The sequence below is a fragment of the Bradyrhizobium sp. WD16 genome, from assembly GCF_024181725.1.
In the GTDB taxonomy this organism is placed as follows: Bacteria; Pseudomonadota; Alphaproteobacteria; order Rhizobiales; family Xanthobacteraceae; genus Bradyrhizobium_A.
Genome location: NZ_CP028908.1, coordinates 2,757,434 through 2,772,162 on the forward strand (window position 1 = coordinate 2,757,434; position 14,729 = coordinate 2,772,162).

Below are 14,729 nucleotides of genomic sequence, written 5' to 3' on the forward strand. Positions count from 1 at the left end.
ATCTTCCGGCCCCTCATTTCTTTGGAGTTCCGTCTGGAGTTGTCGTTGGCCCACGCCCACCCTCATCCGGTCCATGATCACGCGCCGCACGCCCACCCGGCCCAGGCGGCGCCGTGGTCGATGCTGGCCCTCGGCGTCGGCGCCCGGCTCATGATCGCTATCGCCGCCAGCGCGGTTCTGTGGGCGACGGTCTGGCTGGCCCTGCAATGACCCTGGCACTTCAATTCGAAAATCTGACGCTGGGCTACGACCGCCACCCGGCGGTGCATCACCTCAGCGGCACCGTCAACGGCGGTGCGCTGCTCGCCCTGATCGGTCCCAATGGCGCCGGCAAATCGACGCTGTTCCGCGGCATCGCCGGGCTGATCAAGCCTCTGTCCGGTTCGGTGCGTCGCGACGGCCTCGGCCCGCGCGACATAGCCTATCTGCCGCAGAGCGCCGAGATCGATCGCAGCTTTCCGATTTCGCTGCAGGATTTCGTCGGCACCGGGTTGTGGCGCACGACGGGCGCTTTCGGTGCCCTCGGCCGCCGCGACCGCGATGCCATCGCCGCGGCAGTCGGCGCGGTCGGTCTCAACGGCTTCGAAGCGCGTCCGATCGGGACATTGTCCGGCGGCCAGACCCAGCGCATGCTGTTTGCCCGCCTGATGCTGCAGGATGCAGACGTCATTCTGCTCGACGAGCCGTTCAACGCCATCGATGCCCGCACGGTCGCCGATCTCATGGCGCTGGTGAAGCGCTGGCATCGCGAGGGCCGAACAATTCTCGCGGCCCTGCACGATTTCGAACTGGTGCAGGCCAACTTTCCCGAAACGCTGCTGCTGGCCCGCCGGTTGGTGGCGTGGGGCCCGACGGCGCAGGTGCTGACCGCGGAAAATCTGCAGACGGCGCGACGCATGTGTGAGGCCTTCGACGACGGTGCCGGCGCCTGCGCCGCGGAAACGTCCCGCGCGGCCTGAGACCATGCTCTCCTCCATCCTGATCGCGCCTTTCACGGAATTCGAATTCATGCGTCGCGCCCTCGCGGGCGTTCTGGCCCTGGCGCTGGGCGGCGCGCCGATCGGCGTGCTCTTGATGCTGCGGCGGATGAGCCTGACCGGCGACGCCATGGCTCATGCCATTCTGCCGGGTGCCGCAGTGGCGTTCCTGTTGTCGGGGCTCAATCTGTTCGCGATGGCCTTCGGCGGCCTCGTGGCAGGCTTTGCGGTGGCGCTGCTCGCAGGCGTGGTGACGCGGGCGACCGAGCTGCGCGAGGACGCTTCGCTCGCGGTGTTCTATCTGATCTCGCTGGCGCTCGGCGTCACGATCGTGTCGCTGCGCGGCTCCAATATCGACCTGCTGCATGTGTTGTTCGGCAATGTGCTGGCGATCGACGATCAGGCCTTGCTGCTGGTTGCTTTCAACGCCACGGTGACGATGCTCGTGCTGGCGGTGATCTGGCGGCCGCTGGTGATCGAATGTGTCGATCCCCTGTTCCTGCGCAGCGTCAGCCGCGCCGGGGGGCCTGCGCATCTCGTCTTTCTCGCGCTGGTGGTGATCAACCTTGTCAGCGGCTTCGAGGCCCTCGGCACGCTGCTCGCGGTCGGACTGATGATGCTGCCTGCGGCCGTCGCCCGGTTCTGGTCGCGCGACGTCACCGGCATGATCGCCGTCGCGGTCGTCGCCGCGCTGCTGTCAGGTTATGGCGGATTGCTGCTGTCTTTCCACACCAAGGTCCCGTCGGGGCCTGGCGTGATCCTCGTCGCGGCGGTGCTCTATCTCGTCTCGCTGCTCACTGGGCGCGTCGGCGGGCTGCTGCGCCGCCTGTTTCCCGCCCCGCATCTGGAGGCATGACATGACCCCGTCGCGCCGCGACATTCTCACCGCCTGCGGCTTCGCCCTGTTGGCCACGGGCCGGATCCTGCCGGCGCGCGCCGCACCGGCGCTGAAGGTGGTCGCGACCTTCTCGATCCTCGCCGATTTCGCCCGCAATGTCGGTGGCGATCGCGTCGCGGTGACATCGCTGGTCGGCGCCAATGGCGACAGCCACGTCTATACGCCGACGCCGGATGATGCCCGCCGAGTCGCCGATGCGGCGCTGGTGATGGTCAACGGCTTCGGTCTCGAAGGCTGGCTGCCCCGCCTCGTCAAGGCCGCCGGTGGCCGCGCCCGCCTCGTCACCGCCACCGCCGGGATTGCGCCACGCAAGACCGCTCCGGACGAACACGCCGAGCATGAAGTCGATCCTCACGCCTGGCAGTCGGTGGCCAATGCGAAGATTTATGTCGGCAATATCCGCGACGCCTTGATTGCCGCCGATCCCGCCGGGGCCGAGGCCTACCGGGCGAACGCCGCTGGCTATCTCGAAAGGCTCGAGGCCCTCGATGCCGAGGTGCGGGCGGCGGTGGCCCAGATCCCCCCGGCACGACGCAAGGTGATCTCCACCCACGATGCCTTCGGCTATTTCGCCCGCGATTACGGCGTCGCCTTCATCGCGCCCCAGGGCGTCTCGACCGAAGCCGATATCGGGGCGGCCGACCTCGCCGGCCTGATCCGACAGATCCGCGCCGAAAAGATACCTGCGGTGTTTCTCGAAAATCTTTCCGATCAGCGGCTGATGCGCCAGATCGCCGCCGAAACCGGCGCCCGGATCGGCGGAACGCTCTATTCCGACGCGCTGACGGCCGAAAACGGCGAAGCACCCACTTACATTGACCTCGTCAGGCACAATATAAAGACACTGACCGGCGCCCTCGCGGGGTAGACCCGCATCCCGCGGCCGGTAGAAACCTTCCCTCCGAAACCGTCCGCCCGGAGTTCGTTGATGTCCACCGCCGCTTCCGAGAAAATCCCCGTTACTGTGCTTACCGGCTACCTGGGCGCCGGCAAGACCACTCTGCTCAACCGCATCCTGTCGGAAAACCACGGCAAGAAATATGCGGTGATCGTCAACGAATTCGGTGAAATCGGCATCGACAACGACCTCGTCATCGGCGCCGACGAGGAAGTGTTCGAGATGAACAACGGCTGCATCTGCTGCACCGTCCGCGGCGACCTCGTGCGCATCTTGGAAGGCTTGATGAAGCGCAAGGGCAAATTCGACGCGATCATCCTGGAGACGACCGGGCTCGCGGACCCGGCTCCGGTGGCCCAGACCTTCTTCGTTGACGAGGACGTCCAGGCCGCGGCGCGGCTCGATGCCATCGTCACGGTGGCCGACGCCAAATGGCTGAGCGAGCGCCTCAAGGACGCCCCTGAGGCGAAGAACCAGATCGCCTTCGCCGACGTCATCGTCCTCAACAAGACCGATCTCGTCTCCAAGGCCGAACTCGCCGAAGTCGAGGCGCGGATCCGCGGCATCAACCCGTACGCCAAGCTGGTTCGCAGCGAGCGCTGCAACGTCGCGCTCTCCGACGTGCTGGGGCGCAACGCCTTCGATCTCGATCGCATCCTCGACCTCGAGCCGGAGTTCCTCGAGGCCGGAGACGATCATGACCATCATCACGATCATGGTCACGGCGACGATCACGATCATGGTCATGATCATGATCATGACCATGATCATGGCGGGCTGAAGCACTATCATGACGAGGAGGTGCAGTCGGTGTCGCTGCGCACCAGCGATCCGCTCGATCCCAACAAGTTCATGACGTGGCTGCAGGATCTGATCGCCCGCGATGGCATGAACATTCTGCGCTCGAAGGGCATTCTGTCGTTCAAGGACGACGACGAGCGTTATGTTTTCCAGGGCGTCCACATGATGCTGGAGGGCGACCACCAGCGCGAATGGCGCGACGACGAGCCGCGCGAAAGCCGCGTGGTCTTTATCGGCCGTGATCTTCCGGAAGAGGCGATCCGCGAAGGTTTCGCCACGTGCGTCGCGGCGTGATGTCCACCTTCGATCCCCGCCCCGAGGCGGCATCCATCGCTTCCGTGACCGATCGCGTCGTGCCGGTGAAGCTGGCGCAGCCGGCTTTCGCCGTGCATTTCCTCGGTGACGCCGTCGCCTTTGTCGGCAGTGTGGAGAGCGTCATGCTCGCCGGGGCCGGCGAGACTTCGGGCGAGACTTCGGTGGTCGCCGCCCATGGCGGCGGCATTCTCTGCACGGCCAGCGACGGCAGGCGGCTGGTGACCGGCGGCGACGACGGCAAGGTGGTTATACTCGACGCAGCCGGCAACGCCGAGACGGTGGCGGCCGACGTCAAGCGGCGCTGGATCGACAATGTCGCGCTGCAGAGTGACGGCGCGGTGGCCTGGTCGGCGGGCAAGACCGCGACGGTGCAGTCGGGAAGACAGGAAGCCAAGTCGTTCGATACGCAGTCGACTGCGGGCGGGCTCGCCTTCGCGCCCAAGGGGCTGCGGCTGGCGATCGCCCACTACAACGGCGTGACGCTGTGGTTTCCGAACATGGCGGCGAAACCGGAAGTCCTGGAGTGGAAGGGCTCCCATCACGCCGTCACCTTCAGCGGCGACAATCGCTTCCTGGTCACGGCCATGCACGAGCCGGCGCTGCATGGCTGGCGGCTGGTCGATTCCAAGCACATGCGCATGACCGGATATCCTGGCCGCGTCCGCTCCATGGCCTGGACCGCGGGCGGCAAGTTCCTTGCGACCTCCGGCGCAGATACGATCATCCTCTGGCCATTCGCCAGCAAGGACGGCCCGATGGGCAAGGAGCCGATGATGCTGGCGCCGATGAAATCGCGCGTCAGTGCGGTGGCTTGCCATCCCAGGCAGGAGATACTCGCCGCCGGGTACGAGGATGGCACCATCCTGATGGTGCGTATCGCCGACGGCGCCGAGATCCTGGTCCGGCGCAATGCCGGCGACGCCGTGACGGCACTTGCCTTTGGTCCGAAGGGGACGCGGCTCGCTTTCGCGAGCGAAGGGGGCGAAGCAGGTCTTCTGGACCTGTAGGGGGCGGCCGGGGGGCAATGCGTTTTCTCGAAACTTTTCAGACCGCTGATTTCTTTGACACACTGGTCAGTCTCGCGGTCGCCTTCGTGCTCGGCACGTTCATCGGCGCCGAGCGGCAATACCGGCTGCGGACCGCGGGTCTGCGCACCAACGTGCTGGTCGCGGTCGCCGCTGCGGCTTTCGTCGATCTCGCCATGCACCTGGAAGGCGCCGATGGCGCGGTGCGGGTGATCGCCTATGTGGTCTCCGGCATCGGTTTTCTCGGCGCCGGCGTGATCATGAAGGAAGGCACCAATGTGCGCGGCCTCAACACCGCGGCGACGCTGTGGGGCTCGGCGGCGGTGGGGGCTTGCGCCGGCGCCGACATGGTGGCGCAGGCGGTGGCGCTGACGGTGTTCGTGCTTGCCGGCAATACGCTGCTGCGGCCCCTCGTCAATGCCATCAACCGCCGCCCGCTCCACGTTGCGAGCTCGGAAGTCAATTACGACGTCACCGTCACCTGCGACGTCGAGTCCATCGCCGAGCTGCGCGACGTGCTGGTCGAGACTCTCGAGAACGCCCATTATCCGGTCGACCATGTCGAAGTGACCGAGCGCGGCGATGCCGTCGAGCTGGTGGCGCGACTGACCAGCACCTCGGTGGATGCCGAGGAGCTTGACGCCGTGGTGGCAGCGCTGTCGCGCCGCGACGGTGCGCGCCATGCCACCTGGGAAAGCCGTACGCGGGATTGAGTGAAAGTCGCAGCGCGGCCGGCAACGACGACCGGTTGGAACGGAGCCCGGCGCCTTGCGTTGGACGCGGAACCGCAACGGCGCCGACGGATTCGAGACGATGGCGAGCCACGTCGCCGGCCACGAGCAGTCGATCGATATTGCCGATCGCTCGCAATTCATCCCGCGCTGAGTTTGCCGCAGGAGGTTCCATCCGTGGTGCAGGAACTTCGCGCGCTGCCATCCGTTGCGAAGAGAGAGACGGCGCCGTGCAGCGCCGCGTGCGCGGAGGTGGAGATGAGCGAGACTCCCGGCCGATCCCGTCAGGCGACGAGCATTCACGCGCGGCGGCGTGACGCGCTGCTGCGCCGCCGTCGCGCGTCCGGCGTTGTGTTCGGCATCGCCGGCCTGACGATCTCGGTGTTCGCCTACGCCCTCACTGTTCGATCGCCGCACCCACAGGTCGCGCAGCATTACGTGCAGAGCCAGACGGCCCCCAGTGGCCAGACCACGGGACAGAATCGGTCACCGCCCGCGGCGCTGCCGCCGGCGCCCGCCGAAAAGATCGCGCCACTGATCAGCAGGTGAGGCGCCTTGGCGTCGCCATCGAAGGGAGGCGTCCCGCTGCGCGCATTCCGGTGTGGCGTCTCGCAATTGCCCACCGCCGTTGCGGCAAGCCTGTCGTCGGCAATCGCGAGACATAAGCCACACTAGGAATGCCGCGTCTCAGCGTACCAGGATGTTGCGGAACTGCCAGGGATCGCTGGTGTCGATGTCTTCCTCGAACAGGCCGGGACGGTCGTTGAGCGGGGTCCAGTCGGTGTAGTAGCCCTTCACCGGACCGAGATAGGGCGTCTGCACCTCGAGGCAGCGGCGGAAATCGAGCTCGTCGGCCTCGACAATGCCGGCGGTCGGATTCTCCAGCGCCCAGACCATGCCGGCGAGGACGGCGGAGGATACCTGCAGGCCGGTGGCGTTCTGATAAGGCGCAATCAGGCGGGTCTCCTCGATCGAAAGCTGCGAGCCGTACCAGTAGGCATTCTTGGCGTGGCCGTAGAGCAGGACGCCGAGTTCGTCGATGCCGTCGACGATCTCGTGCTCGTCGAGGATGTGCCATGTCGGCTGCATCTTGCCGGCGGCACCGAACATTTCGTGCAGCGACAGCACCGCGTCGTTGGCCGGGTGATAGGCGTAGTGGCAGGTCGGTCGGTACACCACCTTGTCGCCGTCGCGCAGGGTGAAATAGTCGGCGATCGAGATCGACTCGTTGTGGGTGACGAGGAATCCGTATTGCGCGCCAGGAGTGGGGCACCACGAGCGCACGCGGGTATTGGCGCCCGGCTGCAGCAGGTAGATCGCGGCCTGGCAACCCTGCGCATGGCTGCGGCCGTTCTCCGGCATCCATTTCTCATGGGTGCCCCAGCCGAGCTCGGCCGGTTGCAGGCCCTCGGAGACGAAGCCTTCCACCGACCAGGTGTTGACGAATGAGTTCATCGGCTTCGGCGCGCGGGCGCGCTGGGTGTCGCGCTCGGCGATGTGGATGCCTTTGACGCCGAGCTGCTGCGCGAGCTGGGCCCAGCCGTCGCGGCTTTTCGGCTCGTTGATCGCGAGCCCGGTATCCGCGGCGAGGTTGATCAACGCCTGCTTGACGAACCACGACACCATGCCGGGATTGGCGCCGCAGGTCGAGACCGCCGTGGTGCCGCCGGGATTGGCGCGCTTGGCGGCGAGCAGGGTTTCGCGCAGCGCGTAGTTGGAGCGCGCCTCCGGGCCCATGCTGCGGTCGAAATAGAAGCCGGCCCAGGGCTCGACGACGGTGTCGACGTAGAGCGCGCCGATCTCACGGCACATCGTCATGATGTCGACCGAGGAGGTGTCGACCGACAGATTGACGCAGAAGCCCTGGCCGCCGCCTTCGGTCAGCAGCGGGATCAGGAGTTCGCGGTAGTTCTCGCGGGTCACGCCCTGCTTGATGAAGCGAACGCCATGCTTTGTCGCCAGCTCGCCGTCCTCGTGCGGGTCGAGAATGACGAAGCGCTTTGCGTCATATTCGAAGTGCCGCTCGATCAGCGGCAGCGTGCCCTTGCCGATCGAGCCGAAGCCGATCATGACGATGGGGCCGGTGATGCGCGCATGTACGGGGAAGCTGGACATTCTTCAGGTCTCCAAATAGCGGGACATGACGGGGGGCGGCGGTGCGTGCCCGCGGCGGCTCGATTGGCTCGTTCAAAACGACAAATGGCCGATGAAATCAAGGCCCTCCAGATGGCCGAGCGGCGGCTGTCATCGGTGCGTCACACGATGTGGTCCGGCTCGAGCGCGCAGCGGACATCACGCGACAGCTCAATCTGCAGGGTTGGATGCCCGATGCCGAAGCGATGGGCCAGTTCGCCGCAGGTCTGCGCCAGGAAGCTGTCCCCGGGGTGACCGGCCGGCATGACCAGGTGGGCGGTGAGCGCCGTTTCGGTCGTGCTCATCGGCCAGATATGCAGGTCGTGGATCGAGGCGACGCCAGGCAGTCCGACGAGAAAGGCCCGTACCGCGACCGGATCGATCCGGTGCGGCACCGCCGCGAGCGACATGGCCGTGCTCTCGCGCAGCAGGCGCCAGGTCCCGGCGACGATCACCGCGACGATGCCGAAGCTGGTGACCGGATCGAGCCACAGCCAGCCGGTTTGCGCAATCAGGAAGCCGGACATTACCACGCCCGCCGAGACCGCCGCATCGGCCGCCATGTGGAGGTAGGCACCACGGATGTTGAGGTCGCGGTCGCGGCCGCCGGCGAACAGCAGAGCGGTGAAACCGTTGATTGCGATACCGACCAGAGCCACCACCATGATGGTGCCGGTCGCAACCGGCTCGGGGGCGATCAGGCGCTGCGCGGCTTCGAGGATGATGGCGCCGCAGGCGATCAGCAGCAGGACGGCATTGGCGAGTGCGGCGAGGATCGAGGAGCTGCGCAGGCCATAGGTCAGACGCGAGGTCGGCGGCCGTTTGGCCAAGATGGCGGCGATCCAGGCAACGGCAAGCCCAAGCACGTCGGAGAGGTTGTGTCCGGCATCGGCCAGCAGCGCGGTCGAATTGGCGAGAAAACCGAAGACACCCTCGACCAGCACGAAGCCGCCATTGAGCGCGATTCCGATAGCGAAGGCGCGGCCGAAATCGGCCGGCGCATGGCTGTGGCCATGGTGATCGTGCTGATGATGCGCATGATCGTGGCCGTTCCGATGATGATGCTGACTGCCGCTCATGGCGGCGATGTTAGCATCGCCGGATGGCGGCGGCGACTGCGCATCGATGTCACGAGTGCCGAACAGCTCGCGGAACGTTATAACGTCGCGGCGGAACGCGAATGTCGGAGCAGGGAGGGCTGCACGCGCCGCATCTTCCGCTGTGCCGACCTGAACCGAACCCGTCGCTCAGCTCCGCCGCTTGGCCGTCACCTCGATCTCGATCTTCATCTCCGGCTTGAGCAGTGCGGCGATCACCAGCAGCGTGGCGGCGGGGCGGATCGCGCCGAGATATTCGCCGCAGACCGCGAACACGGCATCGGCATCCTTGGCGTCGGTGACGTAATAGGTGGCGCGGACGATGTCGGCCATGGCGAAGCCGGCTTCGGTGAGCACCTTGCCGATGGTGTTGAAGCAGTTGCGCGTCTGGGTGGCGACATCGGCCGGCATGATCATCGTGCTGTAGTCGTAGCCGGTGGTGCCGGAGATGAAGACGAAGTCGCCATCGACCACGGCGCGGCTGTAGCCTGCCGTCTTCTCGAAGGGCGAGCCGGTGGAGATCAGGCGACGGGACATATGGTGCTCCTCTTGGACAAAACGCCGGCGCCAGCGTGCCGCCGCCAGCGGGCAATTCGACATCGAATTTTCAGGCAGCCTGATTCAGGCCACTTTGTTTCATGCAGCCTTGGCTACGGCACGGCGGCCGCGTGAGCGCGACCAGCCATCCGCGGCGCCGGTGGGCAGGATCATGCCGGCGGCATCGGCCAGGGCACCCTCTCGCAGTTCGAGCGCCAGCAGGCGATCGCGCTCAAAGGGCCCCGGCAGGGTCAGCGCTCCGGTGGCCGCGGCCGAGAAGCCGAAGCGGGCATAATAAGGCGCGTCGCCAAGCAGGACCACGGCGCCATCACCGCGGCGCTCTGCCGCCGCGATGGCATGGACCATCAGCGCGGCGCCGATCCCGAGCGACCGGCAGGCCGGATCGACGGCGAGCGGGCCGAGCATCAATGCCGGCTTGCCGCCGGCATTGATGTGCCAGAGCCGCAAGGTCCCGACGACGCGGGCAGCGCTGCGGGCCATCGAACCGTGGCAGGTCGCGACGAAGGCGAGGCCTTTGGCCGGCAGCCGGCCATCGCGCAGGCGCTGGCAGGTGCGTTCGAAGCGGCCGGGGCCGAAGGCGGCATCGAGCAGGGCCTCGCGCGCGCCGGCATCGGCGGCGCGCTCGGCGCGGATCGCGAACGGGGCGGCAGCCGCGGCGGGCCGTTTCGAGGCGGTCAGGTTCAAGGCGGTCATGTTCAAGGCGGTCATGGCACGTCGTCCCGGCTCCGCTGTCGTCTCGCGCGGAGCATCGTCATCCGGTCGCGCCTCGCGCGCCGGCGATGGTTTCGGGGAAGGGGCCGGCAGCGCCGGCCCCGGGCTGAATCGTGTTCAGATGTGATAGGTCTTCAGCGGCGGGATGCCGTTGAACGCCACCGACGAGTAGGTCGAGGTATAGGCGCCGGTGCCCTCGATCAGGACCTTGTCGCCGATCTCGAGCGTCACCGGCAGCGGGTACGGCATCTTCTCGTACATCACATCGGCGCTGTCGCAGGTCGGACCGGCCAGCACGCAGGGGGTCATCTCCGCGCCGTCATGCGGGGTGCGGATGGCGTAACGGATCGACTCGTCCATGGTCTCGGCGAGACCGCCGAATTTGCCGATGTCGAGATAGACCCAGCGCACCTCGTCCTCGTCGCTCTTCCTGGAAATCAGAACGACTTCGGTCTCGATGATGCCGGCATTGCCGACCATGCCGCGGCCCGGCTCGATGATCGTCTCGGGGATCTGGTTGCCGAAATGCTTGCGCAGGGCACGGAAGATCGATCGGCCGTACTGCACCACCGGCGGCACGTCCTTGAGGTAACGGGTCGGAAAGCCGCCGCCCATGTTGACCATGGTCAGGACGATGCCGCGCTCGGCGCAGTCGCGGAACACCTGCGAGGCCATGGTCAGCGCACGGTCCCACGCCTTCACCTTGCGCTGCTGGGAGCCGACATGGAACGAAATGCCGCACGGCTCCAGCCTGAGGCGCTTGGCGAGGTCGAGCACCTCGACCGCCATCTCCGGGTCGCAGCCGAACTTGCGCGACAGCGGCCATTCGGCGCCGGCGCAATCATAGAGGATGCGGCAGAACACCCGGGCGCCCGGCGCCGCGCGCGCGACCTTCTCGACTTCGGCGGCGCAGTCCACCGCGAACAGCCGGATGCCGAGCGCGTAGGCGCGGGCGATATCCCGCTCCTTCTTGATGGTGTTGCCAAAGGAGATGCGGTCCGGCGTCGCGCCGGCGGCCAGCGCCATCTCGACCTCGGCCACCGTGGCGGTGTCGAAGCACGAGCCCAGCGAGGCGAGCAGCGACAGCACTTCCGGCGCCGGGTTTGCCTTCACGGCATAGAACACCCGGCTGTCGGGCAGCGCCTTGGCGAAGCTCTGGTAGTTTTCACGCACGACCTCGAGGTCGACGACGAGGCACGGCTCGGTGTCGAGGCCCTCGCTGCGGCGGCGGCGCAGGAATTCCTGGATACGTTCGGTCATAGCACTCTCCAAACGGCCCAGCGACGGACCGCTTCAGATGTGACGCCGGATACGAGCCCACGGCCCCGTCACGCGATGGAGGCGCGACGCAGCCAGAACCTCGAACCGACAAGTGCTGCCGTGGATTGGAAGGGAAATCCCATCCGCACACCTGGCAATGAAGGACAAGCCTCTTCGGTATTCGCGCCAGCTGGTGGAAAGCTGGCAGAGACCAAAAAAGCCCGCTCCGTCGTTGCTTTAAGTCGCGTCCCCCGTTGAGAGCGGGGTGCGCCGGTTCGCCTCCGGCTGCCGATCACGGTTGCAAGGAGTGAGGACCCTTAAGTGGCGCGCCTCTTGAGAGAGGAGCTGGGCTACTCAGTTCCTTGGCGGCTGTCCGGCCTCTTGTCCGGATACCTACCGACCGACACACGACCACAGGCACGTGCGAAATTGGGCAAGACCGGAGATAAGTCTTTTAATCCGGTACCGCAAGAATTTTTTCGTCGCGACGCCAGATTTCACAACCGGCGCCGCGCAGTGTTGCCGCGAGGGCGCAAGATCGGCGCCTCAACATGAACAGCTGTTAAACTTGATCGAGGAAAGGCCGGATGAAGATGCCGTCGAGCACGCGCGAGGCCCCTAAAACAAGGCTCGCGGCGAATCGCTCTGGCGCCGAGGCTCAGCTGCGGCGGGTGAACGGTTCGATCTGCCGGGCGTTGCGCACGAAGGACACCATGATGGCGAAACCGATGACGAACAGCACCGCCTGCAGCACGTGGGCGCCCTTGTCTTCAAGCCCGAACAGGATGGCGAGCGCCCAGCCGCCGGCAAAGGCGGCCCCGAACACTTCGGCGCCGATCAGCACGGCAGCCGACAGCACGGTGATCACGCTCGGCCAGGCAATGCTTCCCTTTGCAGCGGGCGTGGTCGGCGAGGAGCTCGGAGAAGCCATGATCAATGATCCTGTGGGTGGTCCGGGTGGATTGAAGGTCAGCAGGTGACCTTCACGAGGGGCAGTGAGCTTCGAACAAGGGCTAAAGAAGGCGGCCTGCCGCCCCACCAGCGGGCCGCAATTTCGTCGAAAACGCCGGCCCGATCAAGGCTCGTGGCTGCTCAGGCGCCGAAACGGCCAGGACGGACCTGAAATCGCCGGTTCCGGGCTCTATATATGCTGATCCGCGCCAGCCGGCGCTTTCGACCAGAGCTTTCGATCCATGCAGGATGATCCGATGACCGATTCCGTGACCGCCGCCCCGAACGCCGCCGGCAACCCGTTGCTCGCGGCCTGGACGATGCCGTTCGAGACGCCGCCCTTCGACGCGATCCGGCCCGAGCATTTCCTGCCGGCCTTCGAACAGGCCTTTGTCGATCACGCCCGCGAGGTCGCCGCCATCGTCGACGATCTCGCCGAGCCGGATTTCGACAACACCATCACCGCCTGGGAGCGCGCCGGCAAGCTGCTCAACCGCGTCGCGGCGGTGTTCTACGACCTCGTCTCCGCCGATTCCAATCCGGAGCTGCTGGCGATCGAGAGCGAGGTCGCCTTGCGCATGGCGAGGCACTGGAATCCGATCATGATGAACGCGGTGCTGTTCGGGCGCGTGGCGCGGCTCTATCACGACAGCGCCCGGCTGCGCCTGACAAGGGAGCAGGCGCGCCTGCTCGAGCGCACCTATACCCGGATGCACCGGGCCGGCGCCGGTCTCGACGAGGCGGCCAAGCAGCGCATGGGCGAGATCAACGAGCGCCTTGCCCAGCTCGGCACGACCTTCAGCCATCATCTGCTGGGCGACGAGCAGGACTTCGTCCTCGAACTCGGTCTGGACGATCTCGGCGGCCTCAGCGAGGGCTTCATTGCCGGGGCCAGGGCCGCGGCGGCCGAGCGCGGCCTCGACGGCAAGATCATCGTCACCCTGTCCCGCTCCTCGGCTGAGCCGTTCCTGCAGACCTCGACCCGGCGCGATCTGCGCGAGAAGGTCTACCGAGCTTTCATTGCCCGCGGCGACAACGGCAACGCCAACGACAACAGCGCGGCGATCCGCGAGATCCTCGCCCTGCGCGAGGAATCCGCCAAGCTGCTCGGCTATCCCCATTTCGCCGCCTATCGCCTCGAGGACTCCATGGCCAAGACGCCGGAGGCGGTGCGTGGCCTGCTGGAGCGGGTGTGGGTGCCGGCCCGGGCCAAGGCGCTGGCCGACCGTGATGCGCTGCAGGAGCTCGTTCGGGAGGAGGGGGGCAATTTCGCTCTCGCGCCCTGGGACTGGCGCTATTACGCCGAGAAGCTGCGGCAGCAGCGGGCCAATTTCGACGACGCCGCGATCAAGCCCTATCTCGTCCTCGACAATATGATCGCCGCGGCCTTCGACGTCGCCCACCGCCTGTTCGGCCTTACTTTCGCCGAGCGCAAGGATGTTGCCGTCTGGCATCCGGACGTCCGGGTCTGGGAGGTGAAGGACGCCAAGGGCGATCACAAGGCGCTGTTCTACGGCGATTACTTCGCCCGGCCGTCGAAGCGCTCCGGCGCCTGGATGACCTCGCTGCGCGACCAGCAGAAACTCGATGGCGCGGTGGCTCCGATCGTCATCAACGTCTTGAATTTCGCCAGGGGCGCCGAGGGCGAGCCGGCGCTGCTGTCGCCGGACGATGCCCGCACCCTGTTCCACGAGTTCGGCCACGGCCTGCACGGCATGCTGTCCGACGTGGTCTATCCGACCCTGTCGGGCACCAGCGTCTTCACCGATTTCGTCGAGCTGCCGTCGCAGCTCTATGAGCATTGGCAGCAGCGTCCGGAAGTGCTGCGGAGCTTCGCCAGGCACTACCAGACCGGCGAGCCGCTGCCCGACGAACTGCTGCAGCGTTTCCTTGCCGCCCGCCGCTTCAATCAGGGCTTCGCCACGGTGGAGTTCCTGGCCTCGGCCCTGCTCGATCTCGAATTCCACAGCCAGCCGGCGGGTTCGATCGCCGATGTGCGCGAATTCGAGCAGCGCGAGCTCGACAAGATCGGAATGCCGGCCGAGATCGCCATGCGCCACCGGCCGCAGCAGTTCGGCCACATCTTCTCCGGCGGCCATTATGCTGCGGGCTACTACAGTTACATGTGGTCCGAGGTGATGGATGCCGACGCTTTCGGTGCCTTCGAGGAGGCCGGCGACATCTTCGATCCGGCGGTGGCCAGGCGGCTGCACGACGACATCTATGCCTCCGGCGGCTCGCGTGACCCGGAGGAGGCCTATATCGCCTTCCGCGGCCGCAAGCCGCAGGTCGAGGCGCTGCTGCGCGGGCGAGGGTTGCTGACAGAACCGGAAGCGGCTTAAGACGGACCCGTCACGGGCCGGCAGCCTGCCGG

General features: G+C 66.4%; 15 protein-coding genes. 9 read left to right on the top strand and 6 right to left on the bottom strand.

All coding sequences use genetic code 11. From position 1 onward, the window contains the following. Nucleotides 1-45 precede the first annotated feature (45 nt). The 8 genes from DB459_RS12765 (at nt 46) to DB459_RS12800 (ending at nt 6,194) form a co-directional block, all read left to right on the top strand. A complete protein-coding gene (locus DB459_RS12765) occupies nt 46-210 on the top strand; it encodes a hypothetical protein (protein ID WP_253713216.1) in 165 nt (54 codons plus the stop codon). Then, complete coding sequence (locus tag DB459_RS12770) at nt 207-959, top strand: metal ABC transporter ATP-binding protein (protein WP_253713217.1); 753 nt, start codon at nt 207-209, stop codon at nt 957-959. The genes DB459_RS12765 and DB459_RS12770 overlap by 4 nt, the downstream gene beginning before the upstream one ends. Nucleotides 960-963: 4 nt before the next feature. Continuing rightward, nucleotides 964-1,833 carry a metal ABC transporter permease gene (locus tag DB459_RS12775; RefSeq protein WP_253713218.1) on the top strand — a complete coding sequence of 290 codons (870 nt, stop codon included), beginning with the start codon at nt 964-966 and terminating at the stop codon, nt 1,831-1,833. Between the two features lies 1 nt (nt 1,834). Continuing rightward, nucleotides 1,835-2,743, top strand: coding sequence for a metal ABC transporter substrate-binding protein (locus DB459_RS12780; protein WP_253713219.1), 909 nt, complete (start codon nt 1,835-1,837; stop codon nt 2,741-2,743). 60 nt (nt 2,744-2,803) lie between these two features. Beyond that, nucleotides 2,804-3,868 (top strand): GTP-binding protein, encoded by a 1,065-nt coding sequence (locus DB459_RS12785; protein WP_253713220.1) that lies wholly within the window; start codon nt 2,804-2,806, stop codon nt 3,866-3,868. After that, nucleotides 3,868-4,896, top strand: a complete 1,029-nt coding sequence (locus DB459_RS12790; protein ID WP_253713221.1) for a WD40 repeat domain-containing protein — start codon at nt 3,868-3,870, stop codon at nt 4,894-4,896. The genes DB459_RS12785 and DB459_RS12790 overlap by 1 nt, the downstream gene beginning before the upstream one ends. Before the next feature lie 17 nt (nt 4,897-4,913). Then, nucleotides 4,914-5,627, top strand: coding sequence for an MgtC/SapB family protein (locus tag DB459_RS12795; RefSeq protein WP_253713222.1), 714 nt, complete (start codon nt 4,914-4,916; stop codon nt 5,625-5,627). A 195-nt stretch (nt 5,628-5,822) separates the two neighbouring features. Beyond that, nucleotides 5,823-6,194 carry a hypothetical protein gene (locus DB459_RS12800; protein ID WP_253713223.1) on the top strand — a complete coding sequence of 124 codons (372 nt, stop codon included), beginning with the start codon at nt 5,823-5,825 and terminating at the stop codon, nt 6,192-6,194. A gap of 138 nt (nt 6,195-6,332) precedes the next feature. Here DB459_RS12800 and DB459_RS12805 read toward each other — a convergent pair whose 3' ends face one another. The 6 genes from DB459_RS12805 to DB459_RS12830 form a co-directional block, all read right to left on the bottom strand. Further along, nucleotides 6,333-7,760: a homospermidine synthase gene (locus DB459_RS12805; protein ID WP_253713224.1), complete on the bottom strand. Its 1,428-nt coding sequence runs from the start codon at nt 7,758-7,760 to the stop codon at nt 6,333-6,335. A 140-nt stretch (nt 7,761-7,900) separates the two neighbouring features. Next, entirely contained in the window at nt 7,901-8,857 is a 957-nt protein-coding gene (locus DB459_RS12810) for a cation diffusion facilitator family transporter (RefSeq protein ID WP_253713225.1), read from the bottom strand. A 168-nt stretch (nt 8,858-9,025) separates the two neighbouring features. Further along, nucleotides 9,026-9,412: a RidA family protein gene (locus DB459_RS12815; protein WP_253713226.1), complete on the bottom strand. Its 387-nt coding sequence runs from the start codon at nt 9,410-9,412 to the stop codon at nt 9,026-9,028. A gap of 99 nt (nt 9,413-9,511) precedes the next feature. Then, nucleotides 9,512-10,126, bottom strand: a complete 615-nt coding sequence (locus DB459_RS12820) for a GNAT family N-acetyltransferase (protein WP_371926982.1) — start codon at nt 10,124-10,126, stop codon at nt 9,512-9,514. A gap of 135 nt (nt 10,127-10,261) precedes the next feature. Then, the gene (locus DB459_RS12825) at nt 10,262-11,404 is read right to left on the bottom strand and encodes a type III PLP-dependent enzyme (protein ID WP_253713228.1); all 1,143 of its coding nucleotides are present in this window, start codon (nt 11,402-11,404) and stop codon (nt 10,262-10,264) included. Nucleotides 11,405-12,062: 658 nt separating this feature from the next. Then, nucleotides 12,063-12,335 carry a hypothetical protein gene (locus DB459_RS12830; protein ID WP_253713229.1) on the bottom strand — a complete coding sequence of 91 codons (273 nt, stop codon included), beginning with the start codon at nt 12,333-12,335 and terminating at the stop codon, nt 12,063-12,065. Nucleotides 12,336-12,612: 277 nt separating this feature from the next. Between DB459_RS12830 and DB459_RS12835 the strand changes: the two genes are divergently transcribed. Further along, the gene (locus tag DB459_RS12835) at nt 12,613-14,697 is read left to right on the top strand and encodes a M3 family metallopeptidase (RefSeq protein WP_253713230.1); all 2,085 of its coding nucleotides are present in this window, start codon (nt 12,613-12,615) and stop codon (nt 14,695-14,697) included. The last annotated feature ends 32 nt before the right edge of the window (nt 14,698-14,729 follow it).

Bases quoted from the DNA above. Each gene is read 5' to 3' on its own strand.
- DB459_RS12770 (WP_253713217.1), top strand. From the start codon at position 207: ATGACCCTGGCACTTCAATTCGAAAATCTGACGCTGGGCTACGACCGC.
- DB459_RS12775 (WP_253713218.1), top strand. From the start codon at position 964: ATGCTCTCCTCCATCCTGATCGCGCCTTTCACGGAATTCGAATTCATG.
- DB459_RS12780 (WP_253713219.1), top strand. From the start codon at position 1,835: ATGACCCCGTCGCGCCGCGACATTCTCACCGCCTGCGGCTTCGCCCTG.
- DB459_RS12785 (WP_253713220.1), top strand. From the start codon at position 2,804: ATGTCCACCGCCGCTTCCGAGAAAATCCCCGTTACTGTGCTTACCGGC.
- DB459_RS12790 (WP_253713221.1), top strand. From the start codon at position 3,868: ATGTCCACCTTCGATCCCCGCCCCGAGGCGGCATCCATCGCTTCCGTG.
- DB459_RS12795 (WP_253713222.1), top strand. From the start codon at position 4,914: ATGCGTTTTCTCGAAACTTTTCAGACCGCTGATTTCTTTGACACACTG.
- DB459_RS12805 (WP_253713224.1), bottom strand. From the start codon at position 7,760: ATGTCCAGCTTCCCCGTACATGCGCGCATCACCGGCCCCATCGTCATG.
- DB459_RS12810 (WP_253713225.1), bottom strand. From the start codon at position 8,857: ATGAGCGGCAGTCAGCATCATCATCGGAACGGCCACGATCATGCGCAT.
- DB459_RS12815 (WP_253713226.1), bottom strand. From the start codon at position 9,412: ATGTCCCGTCGCCTGATCTCCACCGGCTCGCCCTTCGAGAAGACGGCA.
- DB459_RS12820 (WP_371926982.1), bottom strand. From the start codon at position 10,126: ATGACCGCCTTGAACCTGACCGCCTCGAAACGGCCCGCCGCGGCTGCC.
- DB459_RS12825 (WP_253713228.1), bottom strand. From the start codon at position 11,404: ATGACCGAACGTATCCAGGAATTCCTGCGCCGCCGCCGCAGCGAGGGC.
- DB459_RS12830 (WP_253713229.1), bottom strand. From the start codon at position 12,335: ATGGCTTCTCCGAGCTCCTCGCCGACCACGCCCGCTGCAAAGGGAAGC.
- DB459_RS12835 (WP_253713230.1), top strand. From the start codon at position 12,613: ATGACCGATTCCGTGACCGCCGCCCCGAACGCCGCCGGCAACCCGTTG.